Source organism: Spongiibacter thalassae (assembly GCF_012272835.1).
In the GTDB taxonomy this organism is placed as follows: domain Bacteria; phylum Pseudomonadota; class Gammaproteobacteria; order Pseudomonadales; family Spongiibacteraceae; genus Spongiibacter; species Spongiibacter thalassae.
Genome location: NZ_JAAWWK010000008.1, coordinates 107,934 through 128,092 on the forward strand (window position 1 = coordinate 107,934; position 20,159 = coordinate 128,092).

General features: G+C 53.1%; 21 protein-coding genes and 1 tRNA gene. 9 read left to right on the forward strand and 13 right to left on the reverse strand.

Features of this window, described 5'->3' with window-relative positions; all coding sequences use genetic code 11:
• Positions 1 to 87: 87 nt before the first annotated feature.
• The gene (locus HCU74_RS18850; protein WP_168451985.1) at positions 88 to 789 is read left to right on the forward strand and encodes a flavin reductase family protein; all 702 of its coding nucleotides are present in this window, start codon (positions 88 to 90) and stop codon (positions 787 to 789) included.
• A 40-nt stretch (positions 790 to 829) separates the two neighbouring features.
• Positions 830 to 1,921: a fatty acid desaturase family protein gene (locus tag HCU74_RS18855; RefSeq protein WP_168451986.1), complete on the forward strand. Its 1,092-nt coding sequence runs from the start codon at positions 830 to 832 to the stop codon at positions 1,919 to 1,921.
• A 520-nt stretch (positions 1,922 to 2,441) separates the two neighbouring features.
• Here HCU74_RS18855 and HCU74_RS18860 read toward each other — a convergent pair.
• From HCU74_RS18860 to HCU74_RS18880, 5 genes are all read right to left on the reverse strand, one after another.
• Positions 2,442 to 3,371 carry a HEPN domain-containing protein gene (locus tag HCU74_RS18860; protein WP_168451987.1) on the reverse strand — a complete coding sequence of 310 codons (930 nt, stop codon included), beginning with the start codon at positions 3,369 to 3,371 and terminating at the stop codon, positions 2,442 to 2,444.
• Between the two features lies 1 nt (position 3,372).
• Complete coding sequence (locus HCU74_RS18865; RefSeq protein ID WP_168451988.1) at positions 3,373 to 4,431, reverse strand: DUF262 domain-containing protein; 1,059 nt, start codon at positions 4,429 to 4,431, stop codon at positions 3,373 to 3,375.
• Between the two features lie 115 nt (positions 4,432 to 4,546).
• Positions 4,547 to 5,497 carry an endonuclease domain-containing protein gene (locus HCU74_RS18870; protein ID WP_168451989.1) on the reverse strand — a complete coding sequence of 317 codons (951 nt, stop codon included), beginning with the start codon at positions 5,495 to 5,497 and terminating at the stop codon, positions 4,547 to 4,549.
• 846 nt (positions 5,498 to 6,343) lie between these two features.
• Positions 6,344 to 7,150, reverse strand: a complete 807-nt coding sequence (locus HCU74_RS19885; protein WP_210425394.1) for a hypothetical protein — start codon at positions 7,148 to 7,150, stop codon at positions 6,344 to 6,346.
• Positions 7,151 to 7,680: 530 nt separating this feature from the next.
• Positions 7,681 to 7,767: transfer RNA gene (locus HCU74_RS18880), tRNA-Leu, on the reverse strand.
• A 126-nt stretch (positions 7,768 to 7,893) separates the two neighbouring features.
• Here HCU74_RS18880 and rnr point away from each other — a divergent pair.
• The 7 genes from rnr (at position 7,894) to dnaB (ending at position 14,881) form a co-directional block, all read left to right on the forward strand.
• Positions 7,894 to 10,278 (forward strand): ribonuclease R, encoded by a 2,385-nt coding sequence (rnr, locus tag HCU74_RS18885; protein WP_168451990.1) that lies wholly within the window; start codon positions 7,894 to 7,896, stop codon positions 10,276 to 10,278.
• Positions 10,279 to 10,313: 35 nt separating this feature from the next.
• Positions 10,314 to 11,051, forward strand: coding sequence for a 23S rRNA (guanosine(2251)-2'-O)-methyltransferase RlmB (rlmB, locus tag HCU74_RS18890; protein WP_168451991.1), 738 nt, complete (start codon positions 10,314 to 10,316; stop codon positions 11,049 to 11,051).
• Between the two features lie 148 nt (positions 11,052 to 11,199).
• Positions 11,200 to 11,637, forward strand: a complete 438-nt coding sequence (rpsF, locus tag HCU74_RS18895) for a 30S ribosomal protein S6 (protein ID WP_168451992.1) — start codon at positions 11,200 to 11,202, stop codon at positions 11,635 to 11,637.
• A gap of 25 nt (positions 11,638 to 11,662) precedes the next feature.
• On the forward strand, positions 11,663 to 11,890 hold the full coding sequence (gene rpsR / locus HCU74_RS18900) for a 30S ribosomal protein S18 (RefSeq protein ID WP_027874105.1): 228 nt from the start codon (positions 11,663 to 11,665) through the stop codon (positions 11,888 to 11,890).
• Positions 11,891 to 11,934: 44 nt separating this feature from the next.
• Positions 11,935 to 12,753, forward strand: a complete 819-nt coding sequence (locus HCU74_RS18905; protein WP_168451993.1) for a hypothetical protein — start codon at positions 11,935 to 11,937, stop codon at positions 12,751 to 12,753.
• Positions 12,754 to 12,787: 34 nt separating this feature from the next.
• A complete protein-coding gene (rplI, locus tag HCU74_RS18910; protein WP_168451994.1) occupies positions 12,788 to 13,234 on the forward strand; it encodes a 50S ribosomal protein L9 in 447 nt (148 codons plus the stop codon).
• A gap of 282 nt (positions 13,235 to 13,516) precedes the next feature.
• The gene (gene dnaB, locus HCU74_RS18915; RefSeq protein WP_168452071.1) at positions 13,517 to 14,881 is read left to right on the forward strand and encodes a replicative DNA helicase; all 1,365 of its coding nucleotides are present in this window, start codon (positions 13,517 to 13,519) and stop codon (positions 14,879 to 14,881) included.
• A 9-nt stretch (positions 14,882 to 14,890) separates the two neighbouring features.
• Here the strand turns inward: dnaB and tatC are convergent, their stop codons facing one another.
• Genes tatC through ubiE form a run of 8 tightly spaced genes read right to left on the reverse strand, consistent with a single transcriptional unit; the run spans position 14,891 to position 20,069 of the window.
• Positions 14,891 to 15,646, reverse strand: a complete 756-nt coding sequence (gene tatC, locus HCU74_RS18920) for a twin-arginine translocase subunit TatC (RefSeq protein ID WP_168451995.1) — start codon at positions 15,644 to 15,646, stop codon at positions 14,891 to 14,893.
• Positions 15,643 to 16,020, reverse strand: coding sequence for a Sec-independent protein translocase protein TatB (gene tatB / locus HCU74_RS18925; protein WP_168451996.1), 378 nt, complete (start codon positions 16,018 to 16,020; stop codon positions 15,643 to 15,645). Before tatB ends, tatC begins: the two co-directional genes overlap by 4 nt.
• 3 nt (positions 16,021 to 16,023) lie before the next feature.
• Entirely contained in the window at positions 16,024 to 16,260 is a 237-nt protein-coding gene (gene tatA, locus HCU74_RS18930; RefSeq protein ID WP_168451997.1) for a Sec-independent protein translocase subunit TatA, read from the reverse strand.
• 10 nt (positions 16,261 to 16,270) lie between these two features.
• Positions 16,271 to 16,627 (reverse strand): phosphoribosyl-ATP diphosphatase, encoded by a 357-nt coding sequence (locus HCU74_RS18935; RefSeq protein WP_168451998.1) that lies wholly within the window; start codon positions 16,625 to 16,627, stop codon positions 16,271 to 16,273.
• Positions 16,617 to 17,009, reverse strand: coding sequence for a phosphoribosyl-AMP cyclohydrolase (gene hisI / locus HCU74_RS18940; RefSeq protein WP_168451999.1), 393 nt, complete (start codon positions 17,007 to 17,009; stop codon positions 16,617 to 16,619). The genes HCU74_RS18935 and hisI overlap by 11 nt, the downstream gene beginning before the upstream one ends.
• Before the next feature lie 37 nt (positions 17,010 to 17,046).
• Entirely contained in the window at positions 17,047 to 18,678 is a 1,632-nt protein-coding gene (gene ubiB, locus HCU74_RS18945; RefSeq protein WP_168452000.1) for a ubiquinone biosynthesis regulatory protein kinase UbiB, read from the reverse strand.
• A 9-nt stretch (positions 18,679 to 18,687) separates the two neighbouring features.
• Positions 18,688 to 19,326 carry a ubiquinone biosynthesis accessory factor UbiJ gene (locus HCU74_RS18950; protein ID WP_168452001.1) on the reverse strand — a complete coding sequence of 213 codons (639 nt, stop codon included), beginning with the start codon at positions 19,324 to 19,326 and terminating at the stop codon, positions 18,688 to 18,690.
• Positions 19,323 to 20,069: a bifunctional demethylmenaquinone methyltransferase/2-methoxy-6-polyprenyl-1,4-benzoquinol methylase UbiE gene (gene ubiE / locus HCU74_RS18955; protein WP_246864727.1), complete on the reverse strand. Its 747-nt coding sequence runs from the start codon at positions 20,067 to 20,069 to the stop codon at positions 19,323 to 19,325. Before ubiE ends, HCU74_RS18950 begins: the two co-directional genes overlap by 4 nt.
• Positions 20,070 to 20,159: the final 90 nt, after the last annotated feature.

A 20,159-nucleotide genomic window follows, 5' to 3' on the forward strand; every position in this document is an offset into this window, starting at 1 on the left:
GTAAATACGTATGTATATACAAGTGTATTGACGGTCGTATATACAAGTGTATATAGTGCATCGAAATCCCATCTATGGATACCTGCCATGAGCAACGCGATGCCCGCAGACAGAAAGTATTTCCCGAGGCTGCTGAATGCAGTGGTCAACCCCGATCAGTTTGATTTCTGGGCCCGTCAGTTCGGCAGCGTGGCCGCCTGGCAGCGCTGCTTTGCACGTGTTGCTGCGGTGAAAAAGGAGGAGGGTGGTGTCGTGGTGACCCTGCGGCCCAATCGCCACTTTCGGGAGTTTGGCGATACCGGCCGCTGCGCTGTAAGCGTCGAAATTGATGGGCGGAAACGATCCGAGGCGTACGCGGCCGAGATCAAGCCAGATAGGCGAGAGCTTGATATCCGGGTTGTGGCAAATACAAACAATGCTGTCAGCCGATATTTACGGAATACCTTGAAAGTGGGTGATGTGGTTGAGCTTTCCGAGGGCGCTGCTACCGCGTCCGAACTTTGTCATGGTGAACAGGAGAATGCTGCTGACGATACCGCTGTGGTGATCTTGCGCGCCAGTGATCGACGCGTGCGCATCCCACGAAATATTTCCATTCTTGAGGCCCTTGAAGCCGAGGGGATTACGCCTAAATTTGGCTGCCGTCGCGGAGTTTGTAATCGGTGCAGCTGCATCCGACTAGGCGGAACAACCGCAGATATTGCCTCGGGGTCGGAAAGCGATGTGTCGGGGCAGCCTGTTAGGATTTGCGTCAGTCACGCTGTGGGCGACATTGAACTCGATCTATAAATAATCCCGCTTGAATTCTATCCACCCAGAGAAATTTCCCATGACCTCATTATCTAACAAGTCTCTTAATGCGCAAGAGCTGGCCGATTTCGGCGCTGAACTTGATGCGCTCAAGCTCAAACACCTGAATGAAGTGGGTGCTGTCGATGCCCGCTATATCAAACGCATCGTAGCCGCTGTGCGATATAGCGAAGCACTGGGGCGCGGCTTCCTGTTTCTCAGCTTTATTCCGCCCTTTTGGTTGTTGGGTACATTACTGCTGGCTCTGTCCAAAATTCTGGAGAATATGGAACTGGGCCATAACGTCATGCATGGCCAGTATGACTTTATGAACGAGCCTTCCCTGCGTGGCGAAAGCTATGAGTGGGACATTGTGGGGACCAGCGAAAACTGGCGCCATAGTCACAATTACCGCCACCATACCTACACGAATATCAAAGGTCTCGACGACGATGTGGGCTACGGCATGCTGCGTCTTTTTCCGGAGCAGCGTTGGTCGCCCCTATATATACCCCAGGCTTTATACGCCTTGCTGTTGGCATTGTTATTCCAGTGGGGCGTGGCCGTGCAGGAGCTTCAATTGGGTAAAGTCGTTAAAGGTCGCAAGTCCAGGGCTCAGCTGAAAGAGGAATTGAAGCCCATGTTAAAAAAGGTGAATCGACAGCTGTTGAAGGATTATCTGATATTTCCGCTGTTATCCGGCCCACTGTTTTTCAGTGTGATGGCGGGTAATTTTGTCGCCAATATCCTGCGCAATCTGTGGACCTTCATGATTATCTTCTGTGGTCATTTTACCGCCGACGCAGAAGTCTTTCCCAAGTCAGTGATAAAGGATGAACTGCCGGGGCATTGGTACCTGAGACAGTTGCGCGGCTCATCGAATCTGACTGGCGGCAAGTGGTTTCACATCCTCTCCGGTAACCTGAGCCACCAAATTGAACACCACCTTTTTCCGACAGTACCGGCATGGCGATATGCGCAAATGAGCACAGAGGTTCAGGCCATCTGCGAGCGATACGGCCAGAACTACAACTCCGGCTCGCTGGTGAGTCAGTTTGGGCAGGTGGTGTGGCGTATTCTTCGGCACGCCTTTCCCTCGTCTCCCGAAGGTGCTGTGCAGGTGGGTAGATAGCAGAAGTTCGTTTGGGCGCGGCGATGTTTGAATAAGTCGCGCATCGGGGTCTCTCCCAAAAGCAGAGTGGGCCTTGATTGCGCGGGCATCTTGGCTTGGTGACTCGCTATATTTTTGTAATGGCGTCTTCGGGGGCTGTGCATCTTGATGGAAATGTTCTTGTGGCGGGCGTAAAGTTTCAGAAGCACTGTGAAAAAACTAGAGAGGCAATGGCATAACCGAGGGCTTTCAAAACAAAATGGAACCAAGCGGGCAATTTAATGGTGGATCGACAAGGCGTGTCGATTCACCCATTACATGACCAGGTATTTCACCCATAAGATGGCCAAAGGAGCGAATTTCAGGTCGCATTTTGGGCTATTTGTAACGGCATTTGACTTGTAAGTTGACCCTATAATGACCGGAGAATACGCAAGGCGGACGGTCACCGAGGAGAAATTCTACAGCCTCAACGCCGCGCTCTGCGGCAAATTTGAAGCGTAGCTGAGAATTTGTCCGACAGCAGCGCATTTATATGGTGTCAGTATTGGCACTCCCATCCTCTTACCAGCCCTGTCTCATCAAATTCGACGAGCAATTCTTTCGACAAATTAGCTCTCCGTCTTGCCTCTCTCGATATCAAATCGAAATCATTAGAAGTTCTAAATGCGCGAACACTACTTCCTCTATACTCTTTCCACTTATTATCAACAAACTTGATAGTTCTAAATTCAATATCGTTGGCGTTTAGCTTTACGCCATTCCTAACAAAGTCGTCATCATTTTCTAGTAGTTTATGAATTGCTTTTGAGAGTAACGCATCAAATGAAATTGCTATAGCGAACGCCTCTTTCACAAATTGTTTAATATCTGTCGGCGGTGTATCTGCACCAGCAACATGGGCCGCCTTGTGCCTTCTCAGCGATGCGCTCTTAAATATTTCAGCCAACGATAATGTTGCAGTCAACCCTAGATTAGATGAAATTTGGGACATTTGGCGCCACGGGTCTTCAACGTTAAAAGACTTCAGAATATCTCCTATTATTGTATTGCTTATATTGGCTTGAGAATGAGCAAATGTATGGCTAGACAATTCATAGTTTGGAGTTGCTGTGGAGGAAATTTTAAGAGCATGATCTTGAATATAAGCGGGCCTATCGTCTTTATCCAACAGGCTCAACTGGTAATTCAATGCTGAAAGCACCTCGTACGTTGCCGCTCTTTGTAGTTTCTCTGGCAGCTCGGCAAATGCGATGGTACACCTGCTGACTTCTTCCATAGCTTCTGAAGATCGCTTTTTAATATAATCTTCTAAAGATGCAAAGCTCACTACCGCAAGTCCGTTTCTGAGCATTCTCGCAATTGAATTATGCTCTCTCTCAGTTAATGCTCTGTTCTGAACAGCATCTGTTTCAATTGAAGCGTCAAGGCACCTGATACGCTCAATAAAATCTGTTTTTGCTGAGGGCATATCAAACCTCAACAGATTCAAGCATATTTTTTAGCTTTAATACTCGATTTCTAATCGCTAGTGTGTCGCCTGTAGCTTGTGTCACAGCTTTATGAAACTCAGGATCATTTTCATATAAATCTCTAGTTGCAGATAGAACGGCATCTTGCGCGCCTTCTAACTCCTGAACCCTACCCGAATCTAAAAGAGAAACTGCTACCATTTGGGCATCAAAGAGTGGTGCAATAAGTTGTTCTCTCCAGCCATTATTCAATGGCTTTTGGAACGAGAAATCCCCCCAAAGCTTCTGGCAACGTTCTATCGAATATAGAAAAATCTCCCTCAGCTCATTGACTTCTGTGTGCTGGTTTTCTGCCATAAAGTCATCCATTGCCACGGATATCTTTTTACCAAAATTCTCCCATCTACTACGAATTGTGAAGAACCTTAGAACTAGCTCTAGATCATCCATACTCCTATAAGCGGCTGATTTATTTGAAGTTATCTTTAACTTTTTTCTTAAAAACTCATTTTCGGACAACTCAAAAAGCAAGTCATTTAATGGTCCTGCGAACGCAACATTTCTTACCTCTTGAGCTTTCAAATTCTCGCCACCAGTATTAAGTCTCAAGAAAACCTCATATTTTAATTCTGGATCAGATTGTTTGAGCAGCGTTATTACACGCATAAATGGTCTAATAGAAAGCGCCCTCTTTAATTGAGAAGGCAGCTGCTCAAATGTAAATCCGTTTAGCTCTTGAACTTCTTTCAAATCCTTCAACTTGAATTTTCCAGATAGAAACTCGTAAATGGCTGTTATTCTTTGTTTGCCATCGATAACCGTATAAGTGCCATATTCATCTTCTGAGAGATAGACAGGTGGGACGGGTATATTTAGGAGAAATGACTCAATTAATGCGGACTGTTTTTCGACGTGCCAGCGATCCCTTCTTTGATAATGGGGAGTTATATCTATTGACTCTAACTTAACCATATCCGCTATTGCCGAAAGTGAGAAATCAGATTGTTGAGTAACGAGGCTTTCCTGTGCTCTGGCGAATTTATCTAGTATTTCTTTCATTTCATATCCAAATTTTCAATCTGACTTGTTGATATCAACCATATCCATATAACGCCCAGCTCAGCGGGCAATTGAAGCGTAGCGTAAATTGATCCGCTGCAGCTGTTTGTTAGGCCTACATTTCATATAGGCTCAGTCCCATTGCACTGCCAATTACATACCAAATATCTTGCCACTTTACATTTACTAAGTCAGTTCCAACATATCTGGTTTCGTCATTACCCCTTCGTAAAAGTTTGCCATTAGCGATATAGCTGAAATCATGCCCACCAAAATTTTCCACCGTCTTTTCTTTCGGTAAAACTGTCAGTAAAGGCTCTACGTAAACGGGGTCATCTGCGACAACTAGAAATTGATCAAAGAGATGCGCAAAACTGACCATATGCTCACCTAACTCCAAGCTATACCATTCTTCGGACATTGTATTAATTCGTACTTCGCCTTTTTCATATTCAAAGCATTGGCCATCTAAATGCTGCACCTCATGCTCATCCTCTGGGAGATGGAATATAAAAGCAGTTACGAAAGATTTTTCATGCAGCCATTCAATCGCATGCGGGATGACGTTTTCAATAGGCTCGAAGGACAGCTCTCGACCAGGGTGTAATGTCTTGAAGAAGCGAAGTGCTTTAGCGGATTCCTGATAGAAAAACCTATAGTCTATATACAGGGCACGATAATTCGCTGGTTCCCGCTGCATCCTTTCCTTATATATTGTTCTTACCTCATCTACACACGCTTTGGCATTTCGGTTTATCTCTCGACCAGTAAACCGAATTACAGTATAGCCAGCCCGCGACAAATACCTTTGCCTGACTGCATCTTTCTCTAGTTGTTCGGGAGTAGAGTGGTAAGCATGTCCATCAAGCTCGATTATCAGACGTGCATCTCTTAAGATAAAATCAACTCTATAACGACCATGCTTTTCTTTATCACCAAACCATTGCTCACTTTCTATTGCGTTGGCAAGATCATTTAGCTCTTTACTAAATTCTGCCTCAATATGAGAAGGCCCTCGATCTCTATACCAGCCTGGAGCATCTTTTGGCTGTCCTGGGTACTTCATAGAACTCCTTTTGCGGCCTAACGCTTAAAGCAGCCGCGCGCATTTATTCGTCGGTTGCCTTTACTTGTTATGCAATTCTTTAGTGCGAGCTGCATCAATACTGTAAATGTTTCTGCCACTTACCTTTCCCTCTTGTACTGACAAAACTACTCGGCCCCGGTATGTGTTTGGTAGTCGGCCCCAATCTCTGACGAAGACTTGAAGTCCACTGGGTAATCGCACATAGAATGCAGGATCAGCGGCAGACTTACCGGAAGAGTGCTTGGTGTAAGAAACCACCTCGGCCTCAATAAATTTTTTTCCGCCAGTGCCGGACTCAAACTGAAAATATGTAAGCGCACCGATGGCTAGGCAAACAGCCAGAACGCCAGCGGCTAACTTGATGTTCAATTCAACTGACTGCATAACGCCCGCAACAAGGGCGCACAAATAAGCGCAGCGTTTTGGGCGTCCCAGCGACCATCGGGAGCGAATGCTTGCGCTTGTTATGTTTTATTACGTATTTCATTATTTGTTTATTTTCGTTTTAGTCTTACAAATCCACCAAAAGGATATTCCTGATACTGAGAACAACCCAACGGATACGAACCTATGCCAATCATTGAAACATACGACTCCATTATTGGTGGTGATACATTCCTGGAACCACAACCGTAGCCCAATACCAGCCAAACATATAGTAATGAGCAGAGGGAGCATTCTTTCCAACCTTGAAGCGAGGCTATCGTCACTCATTCTCTGACCATTTTTTCAATGCGGTTAACTTGGGTACTCGCGAAAACATAACGCTCGCAACACCGGGCAATTTGGAGCGCAGCGGAAAATTGTTCCGCGTGCTTGCGCTTGTTATAAGGCCGTTGCACCGATTAACTCGTTTTCTAGGCTTTTTAAGTTAAATACCCTCACTTCTTGAGGAAACATGAAGGTCACTGCGCTCGACTCAACCTCACGCGTAAACTGCTCAAGTGCCTCACCTTCCAAGTCGGTCGCTATTGCAAGTAGCAACGTCATTTTGTCGCCTTTAATATCTGGGAGCTCTTGAAATGTCCTTTGGATCTTAACCAATGAAGATCTGACGTTTCTAAGAGATGTGGAGTCTTTTATATACTTAACTTCAATGGCGTATACTTGGTTGCTTTTCTTACCTATTGCATCAAATAAGAATTGGGATTTTCCCGACCTAAGCATTACTTCCTTTTCAATTTCATCAAATTCTTGTGACAGCTTGGTTATTACAAGCTCTTCCGCAAGGTAGTGAGTAGATGCTGTACTTCTACGGATGATATTTCTATATGCCAAATCCACATTGCTAATATCTGAACCTACTGAATCCTCTACTACCTCAGATTCAGCTTCTATCTCAGAACTTAACTTCTCAAGCCTGTCGCCGGCTGTCGGCTTCCCAAAGAGCTTAAGAAAATTATCTTCATCCTGAAAATCAGAAGGAGCGTAGAGAACTTTGTGATTGAAGTTTAAGGTTAGGAAGAACAGAAAAATCAAAATCGTAGGAAATATCATCAAAAACCATACATACAAGTCCTGACTCCCTTCCTTTAAAAAGGGCAAGACTATTGTTCCACTCACTTCTGCCAGCCCGGCAAATATAGCGATAATGGTTAGCGGATTACTTACCTTTTTAATCGTTTCGATCATGGGCGCTCCAATTTCGCCTTGGCCTTATAACATTATTATTATGAAGACCGGGGCCTTATATCACTGAGGCTCCTTATCTCGGGGGCTAAAATTGCAATGGAACCAGGAATCCTACAGATTCCATGGGCTTGGATGAATTTCGTCGAGTTAGTGATTGATGGTAGCAAGACTAGTTCCCTCTATCTGCTTTAGCTCCTTTTCCCCTGATCATATACCCACTCATATAAAAATCAATTAGTTAGCACTGGCAAAAAGGTGATAGTGAGCGTGTGGCTCCTGAAAAAGGGGAAAGTGGCGATTTGGGGGCAGCTTTTTTTTAAGCTGAGTGTCTGTTTTCTCCGAAGGGGGCGCTGGTGACTGTCCGCTTCTGACGAGCAGCCGACCTTCCTTGCGCCACTTGGAAGTGATGGGACGGGATTATCAACAGGGTTTAGTGAGTGTCATCCCCCGATTATGGGGTAGAGTCTGGGGTAGAGCCAAGCGGCCACTTTATGGGTGAATCGACAGGAGTTGGAACTTTTGGGAAGAAATGGTGCCCAGGAGAGGACTTGAACCTCCACGGCCGTGAAGCCACTAGCACCTGAAGCTAGCGTGTCTACCAATTTCACCACCTGGGCATAGGGGATGAAGCGTGACTCAGTGAGTCGAGGCGCGCAATTTACTGATTAACCGCTTTTTTGTCAACGCTTGAGTTACACTATAGGCAAATTTTTTTTTGCATTGAGCACAGGAACTACTACTGCATGGCTAAAAGCCGCAAAGAACACAATGATCCCCACGCCGCCCGCGAAGCGGAACGCTACGACAATCCGGTGCCCAGCCGGGAGTACATTCTTGAGAAATTAGGTGATGCCGAGCAGGGGATGTCTGCGTCGGCACTGCGCAAGTTGCTGGGTATAGAAGGTGAAGACGAGCAGGAGGGCCTGCGCCGACGGTTGAAGGCCATGCTGCGCGACGGTCAGCTGATCGAGGGGCGGCGCGGCCGCTTGCAGGCGCCAGTGGCGGGCGAGGCGGTTGTCGGTCGTGTGCAGGGCCATCGCGAGGGCTATGGTTTCGTTATTGTCGATGGCGATGACGATGTGTATTTGCACAATCGGCAGATGCAGCAGGTGTTTGATGGTGACGTGGTGTCGGTAGAGGTGACCGGCAGCGATCAGCGCGGCCGTCGCGAAGGCATTATTGTCGAGGTGGTGGAGCGCAATACCCAGCAGCTGGTAGGCAAGCTGGTAGATCATCGCGGTCGTGCGATGGTGGTGCCGGAAAATACCCGTATTCAAAACTGGATCGCCCTGGAAGACGGGGATTTCCAGGGGGCGTCTAACGGTGACTACGTGATGGTGGAAATCACCCGTCAGCCGGGGATGCGCCAGCAGGCCCGGGGGCGGATAGTCGAGTTGCTGGGCGATCGGCAGACGGTGGGTGTGGCAACGGAGCTGGCCCTGCGCAGTCATGAGATACCCTTCGACTGGCCCGAGGAAGTTGAGGAGGAGGCGCGAAAGTTCGGTTCCGAGCCTCTGGAAAAAGACAAGAAACACCGGGCTGACCTGCGCGATTTGCCGCTGGTGACCATCGACGGTGAGGATGCCCGGGATTTTGATGACGCGGTCTACGCCGAAAAGAAAAAGTCGGGTGGTTGGCGTCTTTGGGTGGCTATTGCCGATGTCTCCCACTATGTGAAAATTGGTTCAGCGCTGGATGCCGAGGCTCATCGTCGGGCAACGTCGGTGTATTTTCCCGACCGGGTCGTGCCCATGCTGCCAGAGGCATTGTCCAACGGCTTGTGCTCGCTCAAGCCCGAGGTTGATCGCCTGTGTATGGTGTGTGAAATGACCATCAGCGCCAGCGGTCGGCTGAGTGGTTACACCTTCTACGAAGCCGTCATGCGCTCTCATGCGCGTCTTACCTATAACGAGGTAGGCGCCATGCTGAGGGTGAAAGGCGCTGATCCAGAGAAGGACAGCGGTCGCTTCCACCAGTTTATTCCGCAGTTGCAAGAGTTGCACAATCTGTATCGCGCCCTGCGGGAAGCCCGCAGTGAACGGGGTGCCATCGACTTTGAAACCGTGGAGACTCGCATTGTCTTCAGTGATGAGCGTCGGATCGAAGCGATTGTGCCGGTGCATCGCCACGACGCTCACCGAATGATTGAGGAGTGTATGCTGATCGCCAATGTGGCGACGGCAAAAACACTGGAAAAGTCGGGGCTGGATGCACTGTATCGCGTGCATAATGGCCCGTCGGACCAAAAGCTCGGCAATCTGCGGGAGTTTCTCGGTGAAATTGGTCTGGGTTTGAAGGGTGGAGAGAAACCGTCTCCCAAAGATTATCAGGCCTTGCTCTCAACGATTGGTGATCGGCCTGATGGCCAGATGATTCAAACCATGCTGCTGCGCTCACTGAGTCAGGCGGTTTACCAGCCCGATAACGAAGGCCATTTTGGCCTGAACTACACCGGATACACCCACTTTACTTCGCCGATTCGGCGCTACCCCGATCTGTTGGTGCATCGGGCCTTGCGCTATTTGATGCGCAACGGTGGCGGCGACGCCGAAAGGCATTTCAGCATCGAGCCGAGTGCACCGGCTTTGCCGCGCAAGAAGATCTATCCCTATGATCTGGAAGCCCTGCTGACCCTGGGTGCCCACTGCTCGATGGCCGAGCGGCGCGCGGATGATGCCAGTCGTGATGTCATGGCATTTTTGAAGTGCGAGTTCCTGCAGGATCACGTCGGTAACGAATTCGAGGGCGTGATTGCTGCGGTCACCGGGTTTGGCTTGTTTGTTGAACTGCAGGATTTGTATATCGAAGGTCTGGTGCATATTTCGGCGCTGCCGCAGGACTACTACCAGTTTGATCAGGCCCACCAGCGGTTGATCGGTGAGCGCACACGTCGGGTTTATCAGTTGGGAGACAGCCTGCGGGTGCAGGTCATGGGCGTCGATCTGGACGAGCGCAAGATCGATCTCGCTGTGGTGGCTGGCGCGAATACGCGGCGAAATAAACCCTCGGTGCGCGAGGCTCTTGCCAAGGGCGAAGTGCCCGGTGCGAAGGCCAAGAAGGGGGCAGCCAAGCTGCCGCCGGGCAAGAAGGGTCCTGGTGGTGCCAATAAAAAACGTCGCCGTCGCTAGGGCGACGATCAGGAATTAAGTGCAGGAAGTCGTTTGTGAGTGAAACCCTATTTGGACTCCACGCTGTATTAACAGCGCTGGAGCGCCGCCCCGATGCCCTTCGGGAAATATATGTGTTGCAGGGGCGCCGCGATAAGCGTTTGCAGAAGGTGTTGGACCTGGCGGCGCGGCATCAGTTGCCCATTACGGAGCGCAGTCGCGAGGCCCTCGACAAAATGGTTTCGGGCCGACACCAGGGCGTAGTCGCGGTGGCCGATGCCATGGCCCCGGGGAGTGAAAAAGACATTCCGGGAATTGTTGAGGCCGCCGGCCGTGACGCGCTGATTCTGGTGCTCGACGGTGTTACCGACCCCCATAACCTCGGCGCCTGCCTGCGCAGTGCGGATGCTGCCGGGGTGCAGTTAGTGATTGCGCCCAAGGATAATTCCGCCAGCCTGAATGCCACCGTCAGCAAAGTGGCCTGCGGTGCGGCTGAGGCGGTGCCCTTCGTGCAGGTGACGAATCTCGCCCGTTGTCTGACCCAGTTACAGGACCTGGGCGTGTGGATAGTGGGGATGGCCGGTGAGGCCGACGACTCGCTATATGACTGCGACCTGACCGGGCCTCGCGCGCTGGTTATGGGGGCCGAGGGCAGTGGTATGCGCAGGCTGACCAAGGAGCGTTGTGACTACCTCGCCAAACTGCCGATGGCAGGAGAGGTCAGTAGCCTTAATGTGTCGGTAGCCACGGGTATTTGCCTTTTTGAAGCAGTACGACAGCGTCGTTCGCTATGATTTGGCTAAAAAATACACGAATTCCTTGCATATACCGGCCCCCTTGCCTAAAATCCGCGCTCTTGATTTAACGGCAGCCACGTTCAGTTAACGGGGTTGCCCTCCTTGCCACACCATAATGGGTGGCTTAACCCGTAAGGAGCATACAATGCGTCACTACGAAATCGTGTTTCTGGTTCATCCAGATCAAAGCGAGCAGGTCCCGGGCATGGTTGAACGCTATACCCAGGCAATCGAGAAGGATGGCGGCAAAGTCCACCGTCTGGAAGATTGGGGCCGTCGCCAGCTGGCATACCCCATCAACAAAATCCACAAAGCTCACTATGTGCTGATCAACGCAGAAGCAACTGCTGAAGCGATCGACGAGCTGACAACCAACTTCCGCTACAACGATGCCGTGCTGCGTAATCTGGTTATCCGCTGTGATGAAGCCGTGACTGAAGAGTCGCCAATCATGAAGGCAGAGAAAGAGAGCCGCGAGCGTCGCAGCCGCAGTGAGCAGCGCACCGAGCGTCGCGACAACACTGAGCAGTCGTCTGGCAGCAGCGAAGAATCAGCCGAAAAGGCTGAGACCAGCGCCGAATAATAGCGGATAGAGTGAGGATATAAAGATGGCACGTTTTTTCCGTCGTCGTAAGTTTTGCCGCTTTACTGCGGAAGGTGTTAAGCAGATCGATTACAAAGATCTGGACACATTGAAAGCCTATGTTTCTGAAACTGGCAAAATTGTTCCCAGCCGCATCACAGGAACCAATGCCAAGTATCAGCGCCAGTTGTCTACCGCGATCAAACGCGCGCGTTTTCTGGCTTTGCTGCCGTACACCGACAGCCATAAATAAGTTGGGCTGTTAAACGACCCATGCGCCCCCTCGCAGAGTTTGTAATGAAAGGGCGCTTCCAGGCCACGGCAGTCGCCGCGCTTGGAATCGCCACATTGATGTTTGCGTGGGTGGGTGCTGCGGCAGCCGCCCTGGTCACCCTGAGAAAGGGAACGACTGAAGGCATATATGTTGTTTTCTGGGCGCTGCTACCCGCAATTGCGGTAGCCAAATTCGCTCAGGATGTCGGTCCGCTGTGCATGTTGCTGGTTTCAGCTGGCGCGGCGATCGTCTTGCGAAATACTCGGTCCTGGCCCTTGGCACTGGTGTTTTCAGTGTTTGGGGGAATGTGCACAGCGCTGTTTCTGCAGCAATTTGCCCAGGACTACCTGGCGGCAATTCTGGCAACGGTGCAGCCTATGCTGGATCAGTTGCGCAGCCAGTCAGCGGGGCGCTTGCCCCAGATTCTGACCGGCGACATTGCCGCGGTGATCGGTAGTAGCACCGTGCTGTGGAGTGTGCTGGCGCTGATGTTGGCGCGGTGGTGGCAGTCGCTGCTCTATAATCCCGGTGGTTTTCGCACCGAGATGTGGAGCATGCGCTTACCCGCTGTGGCCACGGTGGTGCTGGTTGCGGTCATGCTGTTGATTGGCCGCATGGGTGAGGAATTTCGCTTCTGGGGCGTAATGTGTTTACTGCCTTTTTTGGCGGCGGGACTGTCGCTGATACACGGGGTAGTAGGGCGTTTCGGCTTGGGTCGGGTGTGGTTGGTAGTGTTTTATATCGCGCTGTTGTTATTGGGACCTCTGTGGGGGTTGTTGATACTGGCAGCGATTGTAGATAGTTGGATTGATATCAGACGGCGTTTGTCCAAAACCGCATAGGGTGTTGTGCAGGCGCGCAGGAGAGGTGAGAACCATGCAAGTGATTCTGCTTGAGAAAATCGGCAAGCTGGGTAATCTGGGCGATCAGGTTAATGTTAAGTCGGGCTACGGCCGCAACTTTCTGATCCCCTTTGGCAAGGCTGTGCCTGCCACTGGCGACAATGTTGCAGCGTTCGAAGCACGTCGCGCTGAGCTCGAAGCTGCTGCCGCTGAAAAGCGTGCCGAAGCTGATGCACGCGCAGCCAAACTGGCTGAGCTGGCGGTGACCATCGCTGCGAACGCGGGTGAAGGTGGCAAGCTGTTCGGTTCTATTGGCACGCGCGATATCGCTGATGCGATTTCAGCGGCCGGTGTTGAAGTGAACAAGAGCGAAGTGCGTATGCCTGAAGGTCCGATCCGTGACATCGGTAACTACGAGATCGACATTCAGCTGCACAGCGACGTAGTACAAGCCGTCGCGTTGAGTGTAGTTGCTGAGTAAAAAGCTCAGCCAGCCAGACGTCAGGCAGCCTGAGCGGCCCGACGCCAGCTGAACGCAGAGGCGGGTGCGGACAGTGTGTTCGCGCTGGCCCCTGCTTGAAAAAGCGCGTGCGACCTTGCTGGTCGGCGCGCTTTTTTTTTGCCACAATGCCTGACTGCTGTCATTCCATTGCCGGTGTTCGGCAACGGGCTGATCCAACCATTCAGAGCTGCTGATAGTTCCGGTAAGAGTATCCCTGTGCAAGCTGATTCCTATTCCGATACCCCGCCCCCCGATTTCGATATGGGTGAGCTGAGCGAGTTAAAGCGCCCTCCCTACTCTCTGGAAGCAGAGCAGTCGGTATTGGGTGGCCTGATGATTTCCGGCAACAGCTGGGACTCGGTGGCGGACCTGGTCAGCGAGGGTGATTTCTTCAAGCCCCAGCACCGTCGCATCTACGCCTGCATGGAGCGCTTGGTGGAGCAGGAGCAGCCCATCGATGTGGTCACGCTGGCAGAAACCCTGGCGCGCAACGGTGAGCTGGATGAGGTGGGTGGCACGAGTTATCTGGCTGAGGTGGCCAATGCAACGCCCTCGGTCGCCAATATCCGCGCCTACGCTCAGGCGGTGCGCGAGCGCGCGACGTTCCGCGCCCTGATCGCGGCAGCAAACTCCATTGTTGATGCCAGCTTTAACCCGGAGGGGCGCAGCAGCGACGATGTGCTCGATGAGGCCGAGCGCCGCATCATGCAGATCTCCGAAGAGCGGCCCAAGACCGGCGGTCTGGAGCCCATTAACCCCCTGTTGAAGCAGGCCGTTGAAAAGATCGACGAGCTGTTTAACAGCGATGAGGCCATCACCGGCCTCAGTACCGGTTTTGAAAAGCTCGACGAAATGACCTCGGGCCTGCAAAAGTCCGACTTGATTATCGTCGCCGCCCGTCCGTCGATGGGTAAAACCACCTTCGCGATGAATCTGGTGGAAAATGCCCTGTTGCGCTACGACCAGCCGATGCTGGTGTTCAGTATGGAGATGCCCGCGGCCCAGCTGATGATGAGGATGCTGTCGTCGGTGGGCAAAATCGACCAGACCAGGGTTCGCAGCGGTCGCCTCGAAGAAGAGGATTGGCCCAAACTCAGCGCCGCTGTCAGCAAGTTGAAGGACCGGAAGCTGTTCATTGACGATACCCCGGCGCTGACGCCGACCGAGGTGCGTTCCCGGGCGCGCAAGGTGCTGCGGGAGCACGGCAGCATCGGCATGATTATGCTGGATTACCTGCAGTTGATGCAGGTGGCCGGAAGCAGTGAGGGGCGTACCGCGGAGATCTCCGAAATTTCCCGCTCGTTGAAGGGAATCGCCAAGGAGTTTGAGTGTCCGGTCATCGCTCTATCGCAGCTGAACCGCGCATTGGAGCAGCGTCCGAACAAGCGCCCGGTCAACTCGGATCTGCGGGAATCCGGGGCCATCGAGCAGGATGCCGATGTGATAATGTTCATCTACCGCGACGAGGTGTACAACGAAGAAAGCCAGGATAAGGGCGTTGCCGAAATTATTATCGGCAAGCAGCGTAACGGTCCAATTGGTACTGCGCGCCTGAGCTTTATCGGCAAGTTTACCCGCTTTGAAAACCTGGCCTTCGGCAATTACGACGAAGATCCCGGCTATTGAGCGCGGGCGCTATGCGCCGTCGCTCTCCTGGCTGGGGCGCGCTTCAACAAAACGGCCAAAGAATACCCCCACCTCGAACAGCAGCCACATAGGCACCGCTAACAGCAATTGCGAGATCACATCCGGTGGGGTGAGCAGCATGCCGAATATAAAGCAGCCGACGATAATGTAGGGGCGTTTCTCCCCGAGTGTTTTGCGGTCGATGACGCCAGCGCTGATCAGCAAAATGGTCGCGATAGGAATTTCAAAGGCGATGCCAAAGGCAAAGAATAGCTTTAGCGCGGTGTCGAGGAAGCGGGCGATATCCGGGGTGTAAGCGACACCCTCAGGGGTGATGCCGCTGAAAAAGCCGAATACCAGCGGAAACACAACATAATAGGCGAAGGCCAGTCCCAGATAAAACAACAGTACACTCGACACCAGCATGGGGGCAGCAATCCGCTTTTCGTGGCGGTACATGCCCGGCGAAATAAAGGCCCAGGCCTGGTGAAGAATCACGGGAATGGCCAGGCAGAAGGCGCTCATCAACACCAGCTTGAAAGGGGTGAGAAAGGTGGAGGCGACCTCAGTGGCAATCATGCTGCTGCCTTCCGGCAGGTAGCGACGCAGAGGCTCGGCAACGAAGGTATAAATCTCGGCAGAAAAGGGCATCAGGGCGATGGCACAGACCAGTATCGCCAGCACGATACGCAGCAAGCGGTCGCGCAGCTCGGTCAGGTGTGCAACCAGCGGCTGGCCGGGGTCGTTGTGGGCATCTGTACTCATTCAGCTTCTTTCTTGTCTGTGGGTGCAGTGCGCAGGGTGTCGTTGGCGACCGCCGTATTGGGGTCTGTCCCCGATGCGGGGGCAATGCTGTTTTCGATGTTTTTCAGTTCATCGCCAGCGGAGTTCAGCGTGCTTTGCAGTTTGGCTTTGCTTTCGTTCAGCGAATCCAGCACCGCCTCGTTATGCAGTTGCCGACGGATTTCATCGGCGCCGACCTCGCGCTCGATTTCCTGACGCACGTTGTTAAAACTGCGGCGCAGACGACCGAGCCACAGGCTGGTGGTGCGAATAGCCGAGGGCAGACGTTCCGGCCCAAGCACCAGTAACCCGAGCACAGCAATCACCAGCAGTTCGGCAAAACCGATGTCAAACATAGTTTATTTTGACTCGTTTTTGGCGTCGCTTTTCGCTTGGGCGTTGGCGTCTTCGCCTTCGGTTTCTTTTTGTTCCAGGTTTTTGCTCTCGTCCTTGTCGCCGTCGAGGCTATCCTTGAAGCCCTTGACCGCGCCACCGAGGTCGCTGCCGATGTTTTTGAGCTTTTTGGTGCCGAACAACAACACCACAATTGCCAGAACAATAAGCAATTGCCAAATACTGATGCCACCGAATCCCATGGGATATTCCTCAATTGTTTCCGTTGCTGCCGCGTTGGGCTTTTTCAATGTGACCCGACAGGCCGAAGCGTCGGGCGAGTTCGTTCAGCACAGCCTGATGATCGCCGCCAAGCTGCTGAAGCATAATCATGCTATGAAACCATAAATCGGCCGTTTCCCCTATCAGCTCGTCCAAATTTTCACTGTGCTGAGCGTCCTTGGCGGCGATGATGGTTTCTGTCGCTTCTTCGCCGACCTTTTCCAGTATTTTGTTCAGGCCCTTGTGGTACAGGCTGGCCACATAGGAGCTGTCTGCGCTGGCGGACTTGCGTTCGGCCAATACGGCGTCGAGCTGCTGGAGTATGTGTGTGCCTGGGTTATTTTCCATAAATGGTGTCCGGGTCTTTGATAACGTCTTCGCGGGCCTGCCATTGCGTGTCTTGCAGGCCCCGGTAGAAACAGCTTTGTCTGCCGGTGTGGCAGGCGATGTCGCCCAATTGTTCTACTTGCAGCAGCAAGGCGTCGCCGTCGCAGTCCAGTGCAATGTCGTGGAGTATCTGGGTGTGGCCGGAGCTTTCGCCTTTGCGCCAGATGGCCTGACGGGAGCGGGACCAGTATATCGCGCGTTGTTCCGTCACCGTCAACGAGAGGGCCTCGCGATTCATCCACGCCATCATCAGCACACGGCCACTGCGATGGTCCTGGGCGATGGCGGCGACAAGTCCGTCGCTGTTCCACTTTATCTGGTCTAGCCAGCTGTCGTTGCTCATAGTCACTACTGCTTGCTTGAAAGGCGCCTACTTTACCTCAGCGGGCGCGAATAAAAAAATAGATCGCCGCCAGTCCAAGCCCGATGCTGATCGGCGGCAGCTCATTCAGGCTTGCGCTGATGGCCGGGTCGGTGAACAGAGCGGCAGCGATCAGGGCGAGAATGGCAAGGCGCTGGTTGCGGCTGCGGCGCTCCCGCGCGCGGTTCTCGGCGTCAAAGCGAGCAAACAGCTCCCGAGTGGCCTCACTTTCCCCTCGCTGGGGGAGCTGCCCTCGCTCCAGCAGGCTCTCTGGCAGATGGGGGAGTTGCTCCAGCAGTCCGGGCAGGCGGTGGCTGACACGGCGCAGCATGGTTTGTGGCGAATAGCGGTCGCGAACCCATTGCTCAAGAAACGGCATTGCGGTGGACCACAGGTCGAGTTGCGGGTACAGCTGGCGGCCCAGACCCTCGATGTTCAGCAGGGTTTTTTGCAACAGCACCAGTGAGGGTTGAACCTCCATATCAAAGCGGCGCGCGGTCTGAAACAGGTAAAGCAGTAGTTGGCCGAAGGAAATATCCGCCAGGGGTTTTTCGAAAATGGGTTCGCTGACACTGCGAATTGCCGCTTCAAATTCGTGCACCTTGGTGTGGGCAGGCACCCAGCCGCACTCTACGTGCAGCTCTGCAACCTCACGGTAATTGCGTTGAAAAATGGCCAGCAGATTGCGCGCCAGATAGTACTGGTCGAAATCGCTCAAACTGCCAATAATCGCGCAGTCAATGGCGATATATTGCGGTGAAAGGGGGCGCTCCTCTGCGATAAAAATATTGCCCGGGTGCATGTCGGCGTGGAAGAAGCTGTCGCGAAACACCTGGGTGAAAAAGATCTCGACACCGCGCTCGGCGAGCTTTTTCATATCGGTGCCGTCCCGGCGCAGGCGTTCGACGTCAGTCACGGGAATGCCGTGTATGCGCTCCATCACCAATACATTGCGGCGGGTGTAGTCCCAGTAGACCTCGGGGACGTAGAGAATGTCGGAATTGGCGAAATTGCGCCGCAGCTGTGAGGTGTTGGCCCCTTCCCGCTGCAGGTCCAGTTCGTCGTAAATGGTGTGCTGGTAGTCTTCCACCACTTCTACCGGGCGCAGCCGTCGGCCATCGGGCAGGTGGCGCTCCACCAATTCGGCAATTTTGGCCATCAGACGTACGTCGTCGCTGATGGTGCGCTCGATGCCGGGGCGCACCACCTTGACGACCACCTTGTCGCCGGATTTGAGTGTCGCGGTATGCACCTGGGCGATGGACGCCGAAGCCAGTGCCTGCCGGTCGAAGTTATCAAATATTTCATCCACCGGGCGGCCCAGGGCCTTTTCGATCTGGGCCACAGCCTGTTCGCTGGGAAAGGGGGGAACCCGGTCTTGCAGGTGGGCCAGTTCATCGGCAATGTCGTCGGGAAGGAGGTCGCGGCGAGTAGAGAGAATTTGGCCGAACTTGATGAAGATGGGGCCTAGGGCCTCCAGTGCGAGGCGCAGTCGTTCGCCGCGGCTGATATCCGGCGCGGGAAACAATCGCCATGGGCCAAAGCGGAGGAATAATCGCACCTGCAGGGGAAGCCGTTCCTGGGGAATTAACAGGTCTACACGGTACCTGCAGACGATAATGAGAATGGCGAAAAGCCGTCTCAGGCCCATAGTCCTTCCTTAATTCTTATGATTTGCGGCTTTCAGTCGTTGCTGGAGGCGTCGAACGCGTGCCTCAAGACGTTCGCTCCGGCTGTTGAGTTCGTCGATGCTGGCGTAAAACGCCTCGGCCTGTAGCGGATGGGGAAACAGGCGGCTTTCTTCCAGTAAAAAGTCCTTCAATTGTCGCTGAAGCTGACGGCCACTGCTCTTTGCCCAGCGCTGGCCGGCGCGCAGCCCATTGCCGATCTGGTGGGCGACAACGTCGCCGAAGGTGTCCGCCAGGGGCTGTTCCCAGTCCATTTCGAGCTCCGCGAGCAACTTGCGCAGCGCCAGCAAGGGCGCGGTGTCGCCCGCAATGTGAATGTCGCCGTTAATCAGCGCGGCTGCGGGGTCCTTGGCAGTGGCGACGGCGGCAAACTCCGTCCAGCGGCCGCGCAAACGGGTGCTGACCTTGTCGGGGGCGTGCAGCATCAAGCGGAGACGCTGGCCGTTTACTGCCATGGCGAGTGACAGGTCGGGTTCCTGCAAGTCCAGGGCAAAGCATTCGCCGTCGAGCTGCTGAAGTTTGGCGGCGGTGGTTGGGTCGAGGCGCAGGGCGCGATTGGCCGCGTCCTCCAGGCCTGACAGGGCCGCCGTGCTCAGCAGCGGGGAAATCAAGGCTTGATGCCCCGGTGCACGGCGACCACGCCCGCTGTCATGTTGTGGTAGCGCACTTCGGCAAAGCCGGCTTCTTCCATCATTCCTTTCAGGGTTTCCTGATCGGGATGCATGCGGATGCTTTCCGCAAGGTAGCGGTAGCTCTCCTCGTCGTTGGCAACCAGCTTGCCCATTTTAGGCAGAATGTCGAAGGAGTAGCGGTCGTAGACCTTGCCGACGACCTCATTGGTGGGCTTGGAAAATTCCAGTACCAGCAGGCGACCGCCAGGCTTCAGCACACGCAACATGGAGCGCAGTGCGGCATCCTTGTCGGTGACGTTGCGCAGCCCAAAGGCGATGGTGATACAGTCAAAACTGTTGTCGGGAAAGGGTAGACACTCGGCATTGGCCTGAACGTATTCAATATTGCCTGCCACACCCTGGTTGGTGAGCTTTTCGCGCCCCACCCGCAGCATGGATTCGTTGATGTCGGCCAATACGACGCGACCGTCGGGCCCAACCAGTCGGCTGAATTTTCCCGCCAGATCCCCGGTGCCACCGGCGATGTCGAGTACACTGTTGCCGTAGCGAACCCCGGATAATTCTATGGTAAATCTTTTCCAGAGGCGGTGAATGCCTCCGGACATCAGGTCGTTCATCAGGTCGTATTTGCCCGCAACCGAGTGGAATACGCCGGCAACCATCCCGACCTTGTCGTTGCGATTGACGGTTTTAAAGCCAAAATGTGTTTTATCGTCTGCCATAGTGGGTGTCCGCAGGGTCATCGTCGGCCGTTGCTCGACCGTAAAGCGCGCCTATTGTAGCCGTTGAGGGCAGAGCCTGCACGGTTGGGC